General features: G+C 40.8%; 11 protein-coding genes. 4 read left to right on the top strand and 7 right to left on the bottom strand.

Annotated features, from left to right (window positions below; genetic code table 11):
* Window positions 1–46: 46 nt before the first annotated feature.
* From AAH582_RS16925 to AAH582_RS16910, 4 genes are all read right to left on the bottom strand, one after another.
* Entirely contained in the window at window positions 47–811 is a 765-nt protein-coding gene (locus AAH582_RS16925) for a helix-turn-helix domain-containing protein (RefSeq protein WP_343318949.1), read from the bottom strand.
* A gap of 87 nt (window positions 812–898) precedes the next feature.
* A complete protein-coding gene (locus AAH582_RS16920; protein ID WP_343318947.1) occupies window positions 899–3427 on the bottom strand; it encodes a TonB-dependent receptor domain-containing protein in 2529 nt (842 codons plus the stop codon).
* A 161-nt stretch (window positions 3428–3588) separates the two neighbouring features.
* Window positions 3589–4278, bottom strand: coding sequence for a LytR/AlgR family response regulator transcription factor (locus tag AAH582_RS16915; RefSeq protein ID WP_343318945.1), 690 nt, complete (start codon window positions 4276–4278; stop codon window positions 3589–3591).
* On the bottom strand, window positions 4268–5308 hold the full coding sequence (locus AAH582_RS16910) for a sensor histidine kinase (protein WP_343318943.1): 1041 nt from the start codon (window positions 5306–5308) through the stop codon (window positions 4268–4270). Before AAH582_RS16910 ends, AAH582_RS16915 begins: the two co-directional genes overlap by 11 nt.
* Before the next feature lie 309 nt (window positions 5309–5617).
* Here AAH582_RS16910 and AAH582_RS16905 point away from each other — a divergent pair, with 309 nt between their 5' ends.
* The 3 genes from AAH582_RS16905 (at window position 5618) to AAH582_RS16895 (ending at window position 8155) form a co-directional block, all read left to right on the top strand.
* A complete protein-coding gene (locus AAH582_RS16905) occupies window positions 5618–6574 on the top strand; it encodes an aldo/keto reductase (protein WP_312194189.1) in 957 nt (318 codons plus the stop codon).
* 19 nt (window positions 6575–6593) lie between these two features.
* Window positions 6594–7076 (top strand): YdeI/OmpD-associated family protein, encoded by a 483-nt coding sequence (locus AAH582_RS16900; RefSeq protein WP_115050467.1) that lies wholly within the window; start codon window positions 6594–6596, stop codon window positions 7074–7076.
* A 92-nt stretch (window positions 7077–7168) separates the two neighbouring features.
* The gene (locus tag AAH582_RS16895; RefSeq protein ID WP_343318942.1) at window positions 7169–8155 is read left to right on the top strand and encodes a Gfo/Idh/MocA family protein; all 987 of its coding nucleotides are present in this window, start codon (window positions 7169–7171) and stop codon (window positions 8153–8155) included.
* Between the two features lie 284 nt (window positions 8156–8439).
* Here AAH582_RS16895 and AAH582_RS16890 read toward each other — a convergent pair whose 3' ends face one another.
* Together AAH582_RS16890 and AAH582_RS16885 are read right to left on the bottom strand one after the other, a co-directional pair.
* A complete protein-coding gene (locus tag AAH582_RS16890) occupies window positions 8440–9417 on the bottom strand; it encodes a cyclase family protein (RefSeq protein ID WP_343318941.1) in 978 nt (325 codons plus the stop codon).
* Between the two features lie 9 nt (window positions 9418–9426).
* On the bottom strand, window positions 9427–10410 hold the full coding sequence (locus AAH582_RS16885; protein ID WP_343318940.1) for an aldo/keto reductase: 984 nt from the start codon (window positions 10408–10410) through the stop codon (window positions 9427–9429).
* 331 nt (window positions 10411–10741) lie between these two features.
* On the opposite strand from AAH582_RS16885, the gene AAH582_RS16880 reads away from it, so the two are divergent.
* Window positions 10742–12424 (top strand): FAD-binding dehydrogenase, encoded by a 1683-nt coding sequence (locus AAH582_RS16880; protein WP_343318939.1) that lies wholly within the window; start codon window positions 10742–10744, stop codon window positions 12422–12424.
* A 161-nt stretch (window positions 12425–12585) separates the two neighbouring features.
* On the opposite strand, the gene AAH582_RS16875 is transcribed toward AAH582_RS16880, so the two are convergent.
* Window positions 12586–13455, bottom strand: a complete 870-nt coding sequence (locus tag AAH582_RS16875; protein ID WP_046675370.1) for a DMT family transporter — start codon at window positions 13453–13455, stop codon at window positions 12586–12588.
* Window positions 13456–13774: the final 319 nt, after the last annotated feature.

Here is a 13774-nt window from a genome sequence, read left to right as displayed (position 1 = left end):
AAAGTTCAAATAAAACCTTACGCGAAAATTGTACGAAAAGGACATTCTACACAAAAATATAGGGATACTTTTCACCCCCACTTGCTTGAAGTTTATTAAAGAAATCTTTAGGATTAAAATGGGCTAACTTTTTAATCTCTTTATAAAAGTGTGGCGAATCAAAGAAGTTATGCTCAAGGCATAATGCGGTCAGATTCTGTTGACTGTTTGCAAAATGAGTTTGAATCGTATTTCTAAAGCGCAGTATACTTTTATATTTTGAGATACTACAGCCAATATGTTTTTGAAATTGCCTATGCAGTGTTTTCTCTGTTAGAAAGACCTGCTCAGCAAGCGTCTGTATGGACTGTAAAGGATTTTTATTAATTGACCTGACGGTCTCTTCCACGGCCTGTAACTGAATTGGTTTGTATCTATGATATAGGTAATCTTCTAAGTATGTCAGCGAATTTTCTTCATTATGTTGAAAAAGCCTATTACGGTCTAGATGAATATTCTCTGCATCAATGATTTGAAAGGCATAGGGATTACTGAAAAAATAGTTTATACCAGTCTCGTTAAAGTTAACAGCAATCTCGTCTATCGAGTCTCTGTAATTCATCTGCAGCGGCTGTAAATACTTACCAAAAAAGAGGACTTTGAGGTTCTCTTTTTTGCTTTTTGACAGTGTAATAGTATTGCCTTCGGTTTCGATGCTTACATTCTTAAGGATTGCTACTGTTGTGCCTTTTTGCGGGAAGACAAAATAACGTAAAGCTGAAGTGTTGTCAAAATTTTGCATACTGTCATAATTGACAATATGTTTTTTCATGAGCTCGGTTTTAGGGTATAATATCTTATACATAAGGTGTTAATTGTATCTTGAAGCAATAATCTCGCCTCAAGATACAATTATTTTTTATTGCATTTGTAGGCCTTCCATTGAATTCTGGTTTTTGTTTTTCTTAAACATATTCATATCCATTTTTCCAAAACGGTAGGAAAGATTTAATTTGATCAACTGTGGATTAGAAAGTCGATAGTAGGTTTGAGAGAATCCTTCACCTGATGAAACAATGGTATTGCCACGTGATCTGAAGATGTCATTAATAGCCAATGTTGCTGAGGCAGCCTGATTTTTCAAGAAGCTTTTCTTAATAGCCAAATCTATGCCATAGAATGGTTTGATGTAGCCTTGTGAAGAACTTTGCGCCTGGTTCATTGGTGGACCGAATGTTTGTCCCTGTGTAACCGGCATATTTGTTTTGCCTTGATATTCAAAGGCTAGCTGTAGATTCCAGTTTTTCTGTAAGTTGAATGTATTGTTCAATTTTCCAAATACGGTCCACATACCTTCCGATGGTGTTTTCTCATCAACTTCAATTTTAGAATTGTAGAAGTTGAGGTCTGCTGTCAGATCCCACCATTTTTTGAGATTATTGGTATACGTGAATTCGGCACCATAATTTTTGCTGGAGTTGGCATTGATGTAGGTATTGATAAAATCCATTTTGTTTGTCACCGGATTGAGTTCCTGTGTTAGGTAACGTGTAATTAGATTGTTTGTACGTTTATAGTATACCGTTGCCAAAAATGTACCTTTTCCATGTGCGCGACTGTAGGAAAGTTCGCCGGATGTCGTGAATTCAGGAACAAGATCGGGATTACCTCGTGTAATATTTAAGCTGTCTGTGTAGTCAACAAAAGGGATGAGCTGAAAGAAGTTCGGACGGTTGACACGACGGGTTACGCTCATTTGTATTTGGTCTTTCTCGGTTAGCTTTTTGCTTAAGAACAAAGACGGAAATAAGCTAAGGGGATACTTGTTGTGAAACTTTTCGTTTGTATTCAAAAGTTCGCCGTCGTAAGTTGAGCTTTCTGCGCGTAATCCAACTTTATAGGATACCCAGTCCTTGAGATTTCCTCCAAGTGAGGCATAGGCTGCATAGACGCTGTTTTTATTATTATAGTTTGCTGAAGCTGCGGTGATATTTTCAAAATCCTCCTTATCCACTGCTTTTAAGGAATTCGTGTTGAGGTTTTTGAGTTTATTGATCTGGGCACGCAGGCCAGTTTCGAGTTTCATGCCATTTTTGAATGGTTTGACATAGTCGGCTTGCACAGTCATAAATTTATTGTTGCCGGAGCCGATGTTTTTTTGGATCTGCGTTCCGCTGACCTCATCGCTGGCATTGCGATAATTGGTCGTATATAGACCATTTGAGGTGTTATTCCCGCCAAAATAGTTAAAATCGACAGACAATTCCTCGCCTTCAGTTTTGAATTTTTGAACGAGACCAGCTTGCAGGCCACGTGGTTTAAAGCTTCTTTCAGATTCGGAAATCCGATCGCTCATTGAAGTACCGCCCCCTGAAGTGGTGGAAATTGCTGAATTTTCATTAGGCTTAAATTTACCTTGTACTAATACACCGGCCACGGATAACGTTGTTTTGGGACTTAAGTCGTAATCTACCCCCAGTCGTCCAAAGGTAATCATACCTTTTGTTTTGCCCTCGATATCTTGATCTACTGTTGATTCTATGCCATTGATTGTACTGGTACGGTGGCTGTCGCCCTCGGTGTTGGTCCGCATGCGCATATTCATTCCCGTCAGTGAGATGTTGAATTTATTTTGACGTAGATTTAAACTACCCATAAAGTTCGTTCCGCCAAAGCGGTCAGCTCCTAAGGTGACCATACCATTGTATCCGGCTTTCTTATTTTTTTTCAGAATAATATTGAGGATACCGGCCATACTTCCAGAAGCGTCGTATTTGGCAGATGGATTTGTGATGATCTCGATTTTATCAATGACATCAGCCGGAATTTGATCCGGTGTAAGCGTGGTCGGTTTTCCGTCAACAAAAATCGTTGGCGCTGCATTTCTCAATTTTACATTACCGTCGATATCTACTTGTACAGAAGGCATATTGCGGAGTACATCGATTGCTGTACCGCCAGCCGCGACGATATTTTTCTCTACGTTGAAGACTTTTTTGTCGATGTCCATTTCGAGTAATGCCTTGCGGCCAGTCACGGTGACTTCATCGAGCTTACGGTTATCATTTTCCAGTTTGATCGTGCCGAGATCTTTGATTGTTCTTCCATCGGTGTAGTCTACAGCTAGATCAATCGGTGCATAGCCTACAGAGCTAATTTTTAGCTTCCATTTTTCTTTTGGTGAAATGGCTGCAAAATTGAATTTTCCATTTTCTGAAGAGCTGGTACTTTTTACGAGAATTTCCCTTTCTTTACCTGTAGCTTGATCCTTGATGACCTTCAATAAATTCACGGAAGCTTGTGCGATCGGTTTCCCGTTGTCGTCCACAATTTGGCCGGAGAGCTGGCCTTCGGACATGGCGAAAGCAGGACGACCGCCTGCAGGGGCTTGAGCGTGTACAGAAGCAACCGCAGTTGCCATTAATGCTATTGCTATAAATCTTTTCATTTTTTCTTTGCTATGCTATCGGCTATCGGCTACGCGGATTAGGCTGTTCGATAGTACGCAAATTTGAAAAGGATTTTTTAGCTATGCAATCATCTGTAGACCGAAGCGGCGAATGTGTAGACGAACAGATAATTGTATCGATTCAATTTGTACCTGTAGCATTAGATAAACTGTTCGATATTTTTAATATATTTTTTACCAATAGGAAGGGCAGTTTCGGGTAAGGTGAGTTTGCTTTGACCGACCTGTTCAATACGATTTTTGTTGACAATAAAGGAATTATGTATGCGTAGAAAATCGACTGTAGGTAATATTTTTTCCATCCCTCGGAGGTTGCTGCGCGTAAGAAGTGGCGATTCACGGTCGACCAGGTATATTTTCACATAGTCTTTCAAGCCTTCGATGTAGCTGATTTCATGGAGAAAAATTTTCGTCTTTTTGTATTCTACATTGACGATAATATGATCCTGTTCGGGTAGCTGTTTTGCACGGAGCAGCATACCTTCTTCCACTTTTCGGACTGCGGCTGCGAGTCGTTCTTTTGAAATGGGTTTAAGCAGATAATCTACGGCATTTAGCTCGAAACCTTCAACAGCATATTGGTGATAGGCCGTGGTAAAGATAACTAAGGGACGGGGAGTGAGTTCGCGAATAAACTGCGTACCCAATTGATCGGGCATTTCAATATCCAGAAAAATCAGATCGATAGCGTGATCTTTTAAATAGTCTTCAGCTTCGGCCGTCGCATTAAATTTACGGGCGACTTCGATTTGCTCAAAATTCAATAAGTCGTCTTCTAAAATGTTGAGCGCGAAGGGTTCGTCATCGATTAGTATACATTTAATCTTCATCGGTCATCAGTTTTAAAGTCACTTCGAAATCTCCAGCATCGGTTTTTCCGATCCTGAGGTCATGTCGGTTGGGATACAATAATTGTAATCGTCTGCGTACATTGGTCAGTCCTATCCCTTCGTTTGGACGCGGTTCCGTATGTTGTAAAATGCTATTTCGGGATAAAAACATAATGCCACCTGGAGTCTCCTGAAATTGAAACTGTATCTGTGGTTCATTTTTGCTGTCCACACCATACTTGAATGCATTTTCCACAAAATGGATGAAGAGTAATGGAGGGATCATTCTGTTTTTGACCCTGTCTTCGATATCTAGTGCTACATTTCCTTGGATAGGAAGACGAAGGGTCTGTAAGGCGATAAAATTGCGCATATGGTCGATCTCTTTAAAAAGTTCGACTTTGGGGCCGTCTACTTCGTAAAGTATGTAGCGTAGCATTTCGGACAACTTAACAATAGTGTCTTCGGAATCTGGTGATTGTTTACGAATGAGCCAACGGATATTATTGAGCGTATTGAATAGGAAATGCGGGCTGATCTGAAGTTTTAACATCGTTAGTTCTGCCGTTGTTTTTTCAAGCGCAATCTGTTTGTTGAGCTCCTTTTGTCGGGCTTGCTCATCGTAGAGAAAGATCATCGAAGAGGTGATCATACAGAGTGAGTAAATAATGCCCGGGCCGATAACTAATCGTACGAAAAGAATATTTTCCTTGGTCAGATGAGCGAGCTCCCCATCTGGATTAAAATATACTATACAGTAGTTCAGCGCTACATAGGTGGCAAATCCAAGCGCCATTAATAGTACAAAGATCTTTCTACGGCCAAAAAAATAGGTGGGTGCAACAACGTAGCAGTGCAAGTAAAAATGAGTAGCCAGGAATACAATATTTACTAAATGCGATAATGCCGAATAAGGCTTGAAATCCGCGATTTTATCCGGCTGGTAGAGGTACGTAATAAAGGGCAAAAGCAGTAATATGGTCCAGATGACAATATGTAAATAGAATTTTCTGAAGAATCTGCCGATCATGTTATGTTTAATTACTCCCTTTTACTTTTGGATAAGACCAAACTTAGATAAATTGCTTTTTATATGCAATATAAATACGTTTCTAGGTAAAAACAATTATTCATTGAAGCTGTTCTCCGAAGGTTATCATGATCTGTTGTCAATCGATATGGTGTTATAAACATGAGCAGCTATTAAATGAAATGATGTTAAAAAGAGGTTCAGGAAAGAACACGAAAACGGGAAATAGGCTGGACTGTTGGAAATAGTTTTGTATTTTGCAGGTATAAACTTTATAACGTGACGTTCAATCCAAACCGATATCAGCATATGCCCTACAGACGCTGTGGGAAGAGTGGTATTCTCCTGCCAGCCATTTCATTGGGGCTTTGGCAAAATTTTGGCGAAACTGATATTCAAGCTGTATTCCGCAAAACTTTGGTGACCGCTTTTGATCACGGGATTACCCATTTTGACCTTGCCAATAATTATGGTCCGCCTCCGGGAAGTGCAGAAGAGAACTTTGGACATATATTGCGTAGCGATTTTGTGGGCTATCGTGATGAACTTTTAATTTCCACTAAAGCGGGGTATACCATGTGGCCGGGCCCGTATGGTGACTGGGGAAGTCGTAAATATTTGATGGCCAGCTTACACCAAAGCTTAAAACGGATGAAGCTCGATTATGTCGATATATTTTACCATCATCGACCGGATCCGAATACACCGTTGGAAGAGACGATGGTCGCATTGCGAGATATTGTTCATCAAGGAAAGGCCTGCTATGTGGGTTTGTCCAATTATCCTCCTGATCTTGCTCAGAAAGCTGCTGCGTTATTGCGTGCAATGGGGACACCATGCCTTATTCATCAGCCTAAATATTCGATGTTGGTGCGGACGCCCGAGGAAGGGCTTTTGGATGTGCTGCAGGCAGAAGGAATCGGAGCGATCGCTTTCTCTCCTTTGGCACAGGGACTGTTGACCAATAAATACCTAGGTGGCATTCCGGCAGATTCGCGCGCTTCGAAAGAGCATTTTTTGAAAAGTGACATGATCACTGCTGAATTGATGGAGAAGATAGACCGGTTGAATAATCTGGCGATACAAAGAGGCCAAACATTGGCTCAAATGGCAATTGCATGGTTGTTGAAAGATGAACGTGTAAGCTCCGTTTTGGTAGGGGCCAGAAATAGTGAGCAACTGGTTGATTCACTCCAGGCCCTGGACAGGCTAGACTTTACGGCGGATGAATTGGCACTTATTGATGCTATTCTGAAGTATAATTAATCACCTAATTGATCGTGTCATGTTTGCCTTTGAAGCACAATTGGAAATTATCGGTATCAATCCTTTTGTTTTTGTTCCTGCTGATATTCTGGAAAACCTATTTAAGGATGCGGGAATGAACAAAGGTTATATTCCTGTGAAGGGAAAAGTTAATGAAAAAGATTATGTTCAGACCTTGCTGCGATTTAAGGGGGAGTGGAGACTGTACATTAACACGGTTATATTGGCGAACTCGCCGAAACGAATCGGCGAGACCTTAACCATAACAATCGCTTTTGATCCGGAAGACCGGACTATTTTGCCTCATCCAGAACTCGAAGCAGCATTTGCGCTAAATAAGGATGCACTAAAGGTGTTTGATGGATTGTCTCCATCAAAGCAAAAGGAAATTATCCGTTATATTTCTAACTTAAAAACTGCGGATAGTCGAAGAAAAAACATCGAAAGGGCGATCGGTTTTCTATTGGGTAAAAATCGATTTGTGGGGCGTGAAAAGCCCTAAGAACTCAGACCAGTACTTCCATGTATGTCCTGTAATTACGGCCAGATATAGGGAGAATTGGTTAGAATTTTAGCGATAATTTGAATATACTTATGGAAAATCCTAAAATAGTATGGGGTATCATCGGCTGTGGTGATGTCACAGAAAAAAAAAGCGGACCTGCGTTTAATCAGATAAATAATAGTCAGCTAATGGCTGTCATGCGAAGAGATGCGGCGAAAGCTGCTGATTATGCTATGCGACATCAGGTACCCCTATGGTATTCAGACGCTGACGATTTGCTCGATAATATCGATGTCAATGCGATTTATGTCGCAACGCCACCGTCCTCTCATCTCGCGTATGCACTATCAGCCCTGCGTAAAGGGAAATCTGTTTATGTTGAAAAGCCCGTTACGTTAAATGCGATAGAAGCGGAAGCATTATTGGCGGAAGTAAAAAACAGGAACGGGAAATTGGTTGTTGCGCATTACCGTAGACAATTGCCTTTGTTTCTAAAGGTTAAAGAGCTTGTTGAAAACGGTGAAATTGGCCAGCTAAGGACGGTGCAACTCCGTTTATGGCAAAGCAGAACGCCCGACCTGGTAACTAAAAGTGGCGGAGATTGGCGTACTGATCCTGCTGTTTCGGGCGGCGGCTACTTTTTTGATTTAGCCCCCCATCAATTGGATTTGATGCTCTATTTTTTTGGAATGCCGATTTCATATAATGGTTTTAGTTTAATTCAGGACAAGGACAGTGCTGTTGCCGATCAGACCACAGGGACCATTTTATTTAATAACCAGCTTGTTTTTAATGGAAGTTGGTGTTTTAATGTTGCCAAAGAAAATCAGGTAGACAGTTGTGAAATTGTTGGAAGCCTTGGTCGTATTTGTTTTTCCATTTTTGGAAATTCAGTTGTTATCAAAACAGGGGATGGAGAGCAGGAATTCAGATTTGACCATCCCGAAAATATTCAATTGCCGATGATCTCGCGTGCGGTAGAGTATTTCAGCGGCATTGGGCCAAATCCATCTCCGATTGAGGAAGCCTTGGTCCTGATGCAGATCATCGATAACTTTTCGACAATAAGGCAATAATATTTTGCTTTGCTGATAAGCTGTAGTCTTTAAGGATGAAGCAGGTATAATGGAAAGCCTATTTGGAAGATAGGTATGATTTTGGTCTTCCAAATAGGCTTAATTTTTCTGACAGTGTCTGATCTTATTGGCCACAAAGAACCTTCAGTTTGCTTTCATTACTGTTGGTGTCTGCGAAGTTATGAAGGTTTTATTAAGTATTCTTTCTCTTGAATGGCCCCATTGGAGCAATGAGTTCTAAGTTGGTGCCATAAAGAGGTTCACCGAACTGATCTTAAAAGCAATTAATAGATCGCTACTGGATTGACATTGACCTGTGTGGATCCTACATATAAGGGCTGTCCAAGGACAAATAGAAATTCCCAGACTTTTTCTTTTACCAAGGGGCGTGTGTCGATTAATTCAAGATTGTATATGCCACGTTTGGCCAATAAAAACTGATTGATTGGAAATTCCTCGTTGGTATTGGGGTTTGGATATACTTCAGATGCCCACGTGTCACCACCAAAAGCAACGATACCTTGATCTGCTAGCCATTTTGCTGCATCCATACCGATACCGGGTTCAGTTTCCAGGAACTGTTGGTTGTTGTTGCCGATCAATTCTAACCAACCTGTGTTGAATAAGACGATGTCACCTTTTTTGATCGTGATCCCTTGTTTTTTTAATACCGATTGAATGGCTTCAACGGTAAATTCTGTACCACCTTGAACGATATCTTTTCCATAATAGGCTGTCATATCCAAAACAATAGCACGGGTTACCAGTGGTGGGACTTTTTCTATTCCAAGTTTTTTAACGCCTTCTACCGTAACAAAATCCTGCGCTTTGTTGCCATTGTAGTAGATATTGTTGATTCCGATATGTCCAATACCGTTCAATTGGGTGCCGACACCGGTCCAGGCATTTACCAATTCGTCGTTGAAAGTGAATTTATTGGGACCAAGTGTTGCACCAGCCTGTTCTCCGGGTTGTATATTATACAAGTTAAAACTACGGTGGCGGAAAGCTGGAAGCTGTTTGTTTACAGGGACAGCAAGAGGGACAGTTTTTCCCTTTTTGACAAGTTTTAATGACTGTAGCACCAATTCTTGTGATATTAAATTGGCAGCTCCGATCTCGTCGTTCTTACCATAAGCAGCATGATGCCATGTACTATCTGTTGGGTCTACCAGCAGTGTTTTATTTTGCGCATTGCTTTGCAATGCTGTGAGTGACAGTACCCCCATGAGGAGTACTGTCAACTGATTGAATTTTTTCATCGTTGAATATTAAATTTTTGCTAATGCAAGATTGATAAAGGATAGTTCTTCTGCGGTAAGCGTGATGTCGATGGCCTGCGCATTTGCGATGGCCTGCTCTGCATTTCGGGCACCTGCCAAGACCACAGTGATCGCCGGCTGTAAACTAGTCCAGCGTAATACCAATTGAGAAAGCGTGACACCTTTGTTTGCGGCAATTGGACTGATGGTATCCAAGAAGGTCTTTACCTTGGCCAGATCAAATTGTTGGAAATAACCATTGCGGTGATCGTTTTCTTTTAATTTACCCGTATTGAAATATTTACCGGTTAACAAACCACGCTCCATAGGGCTATATACAATGATACCCAGATCATTTTCCTTTGCGTAAGGAACAAGGTCCTGTTCGATACCTCGGTTCAGCATGCTGTAACCAACTTGATTACTCGCTATATTGAGGGTTTTTCGTGCTTCTGAAACTTGGTCAGCGCTATAATTGCTGACGCCGGCAGCACGAATCTTACCTTGTTGTAAAAGAAGATCCAAGGCTTCCATCGTTTCGGAAATCGGAGTTGTACTATCTGGCCAGTGAATCTGTAGTAGATCGATATAGTCGGTGCGTAGGCGTTTTAGGCTATTCTCTACTTCCTGAATTACACTAGCTTTTGATGCATATTTATAAACTGGAATAGTTTTACCAGCTTCTTCTGCGTCAAAGAAAAATTCACCTTTTCCTTGGTTACTACCGTCCCATACCAAACCAAATTTGGTCAATACCTGTATTTTGGTCCGATCATAACCTTGAATTGCCGCACCGATCATTTCTTCACTCAAACCGAAGCCATAAAACGGGGCTGTGTCTAACGTAGTGACACCGTTGTCGATCGATGCTTTCACAGAATCAATAGAATCGTTCTTTTCATTTCCGCCCCACATGTTACCGCCAATTGCAAAAGCTCCATAAGTAATTGCTGACAATTCTAAATCTGTTTTTCCTAATTTTCTGTATTCCATTTTTTTATTTTTTATGTTTCCTGTTCAAGTTATTTATTGTTCTGATGCACCTTTTTTTATCAAATAAATCTGTTCGAAAGGATGCCTACTATTATCTGAATGATTGATGGCACAAAGTTATAATGCTATTTTTTATTATTAAAATAATTTAAATTAGGTTATTCTATTATTTTTATGATATAATGCTGGGCCCTTTTTTTGAAAAGCGCCGGCAGATTTCTGTTAAGTTTTTCTTGTACATTCCTACACAAACTAGTAGATTTATATAGTGTGGTAGGTCTTGTGAGCACTTACATTTTTATTGGGATAACCGTTCAGTAAAAGAATATCTATGCAAACAGTTGAACAATTTAAACCTGATGTGATTATTATCGGAGCGGGTTTAGCAGGGCTTACAGCAGCAATGGAGGTTACCAATGCTGGTAAGAAAGTGCTTCTTGTGGATCAGGAGACAGTTGAAAATCTTGGTGGTCAGGCCTATTGGTCCTTTGGTGGGCTTTTTCTTGTCAATTCATCTCAACAACGTCGCATGGGTATCAAGGATTCTTTTGAACTGGCTCGGCAGGACTGGATGGGAACTGCAGGATTTGACCGCGAGGAGGATTATTGGCCGCGACAATGGGCAGAGGCCTACCTGAAATTTGCGACGGAAGAGAAGGCTGCTTACGTCGCTAAGCTCGGTATTAAGCTGATGTTTATGGTCGGTTGGGCTGAGCGCGGTGACGGATCGGCCTCGGGGCATGGTAATTCCGTTCCTAGATTTCATGTTAGTTGGGGGACTGGAACTGGCGTTGTGAAACCTTTTGTGGATAAAGCTTTTGCTGCGCAGGAAAAAGGTCTGCTGCGGTTTTGCTTTCGACATCGCGTGACAAAATTGCTAACGCAAGATGGCGCGGTCATCGGAATTGCGGGCGATGTTTTGGAAGATGATAACAAAGCAAGGGGTGTTGCTACCAACAGAAATATTCTTGCAGCGTTTGAATATTATGCAGATCAGGTCGTTATTGCTTCGGGAGGGATTGGAGCAAATCATCAATTGGTACGCGAAAATTGGCCTGAACGATTAGGGAAAGCACCAGTGCAAATGATTTCAGGTGTTCCCGCCTATGTCGATGGAAAAATGATTGGAATTGCCGAAGAGGTTGGGGCTCATATGATAAACCGCGATCGCATGTGGCATTATACGGAAGGGATTGAAAATTGGAATCCAATATGGCCTATGCACGGCATCCGTATCTTGCCTGGGCCGTCTTCATTGTGGTTTGATGCCCGCGGTAATAGGCTTCCAGCTCCTTATTTACCTGGATTTGATACCTTGGGTACACTCAGACACCTGCAAGAGACAGGCTTTTCTTATTCCTGGTTTATCCTGACACAGAAGATTATCAAAAAGGAGTTTGCTCTTTCAGGTTCAGAACAGAATCCGGATATCACCAACAAGGATTATAGGTTATTTTTGAAACGCATTTTTGGGAAAAATGCACCTGGACCAGTTGAGGCTTTTAAGGAAAAGGGACGTGATTTTATTGTTTCGGACAATCTAAAGGATCTCGTCGCTCGTATGAATGGTTTGACAGGGGAGGATCTATTGGATTATGAAGCGATTAAATCGCAAATTGAAGCGCGTGACCGGGAGGTCGATAATAAGTTTTCAAAGGACACGCAAGTAAATTATATTCGAAATACACGAAACTACCTTGGTGATAAATTAGGTCGAGTGGCAGCCCTCCATAAAATCCTGGCGCCGGAAAATGGACCGCTCATTGCGGTACGTCTCCATGTGTTGACGCGTAAAACCTTAGGCGGTCTCAAAACGAATCTCCATTCGCAAGTACTAACAAAGGATAACAAGGTGATAGCGGGTTTGTATGCAGCGGGCGAGGTAGCTGGATTTGGTGGTGGTGGCATGCATGGTTATCGAGCGTTAGAAGGCACTTTTTTGGGCGGTTGTATATTCTCAGGCATGAAAGCCGGACAACATATTGCGCGTTTGGCAAAGGCAGCATCTACCTAAAAAATGTTATGAAAGACGATTCTTTTCTTTATAATGCCAGTTTTTCCACCCGATGTTGTTGCCGGATAGCGTCGGCCCAGGCCATCGGTGGTTACATTTAACGTTAAAACAACATTTCTATAGGCAATCAATGCGATGTTTGCCTATTGAAAAAGAAATTATTAAGTTTTATTCCGGATAGAGCGCAGCGTTTGAAGAAGAACAGAAACGAGTACAAAAGCGAGCCCCACATAAAAGGAAGCATTGACTTGTTTGCCTTCGTTGAAGAATAAAAAAGCAATGATAATCGAATAGATGGGCTCAAGATTGAAACTCAAATTGACCGTAAATGCAGATAGCTTCTTGAGTGATTCGGCAAAAAGAACATAAAGACCAACCGTACAAAATAAAGACAGCAAGATTAAATAGATCCCATCAGAAAAGCTTGGTATAAAACGTTCGGTGGGAAATAAATAATAGAAAATAGGCAGTCCAAGTCCCAATACAATGGTGCCACTAAGCATTTGATAATAGTTGAGTAATTTACTATCATATTGTTTGACCAATCGCTCATTGTAGATGGTATATAGGGCCGCGAAAATAGTTGAAATTACACCCAAAATAATGCCCATTTGATAAGAGCTATCAAAATGAAAGATTAAACTGATTCCGATCAAGGTCAACATGCTTAACATCAGCTGCGCCGCACTAAATCTTTTTTTATTGATGATAGGTTCTAGAATGGCTGTGAAAAAACTGGTCAGGCAATAGCACACTACGCCAATGGAAATATTGGAAAACTTGATACTTCCATAGAAAAATATCCAATGGATGGTGAGCAATAATCCACCTCTTGCAATATTCAGTATATCTTTTGTCGATTTTAATCGCTCAATCTTGAATAATTTGAGGACAACGAAAAGAATAAGTGTTGAAAGTAAAACCCTAAACCACACGAGTGGTATCTGATTGAGGGTAATGAGTTTGCCGAAAACTCCGGTGAAGCCTGCGAGCAGTACCGCGGTATGAAGTACTAAATATGATTTTTTCATAAGAAAAATGTCTTTCCCATAAAGGGAAATTTAAAAGCCAAATAAATAGTTAATCCTTGTATCATCCGAATTTGCTCCTGATCAGATGTCATTATTCGTTTGACATTGCGCTATGTTATTTTGCTGGTGGAGAAAGACAAGTTCTTCGGTCCATGGTTTTATGCTAGTTTTTAACAAATATAGAAATTATCTACGGTATTCAAAGTCCTTTATTTCAGCCATTTTGTTGGATTAATATTCTTCATCCTAAAGACTAAATCTTATATTAGTGATCTCACTAGGGGGATGCCCAAGATAATCGTCTTCCTAGTATTGAATA

This window comes from Sphingobacterium multivorum, assembly GCF_039511225.1.
Classification (GTDB): domain Bacteria; phylum Bacteroidota; class Bacteroidia; order Sphingobacteriales; family Sphingobacteriaceae; genus Sphingobacterium.
This window is presented reverse-complemented; position numbering and strand designations above follow the sequence as displayed.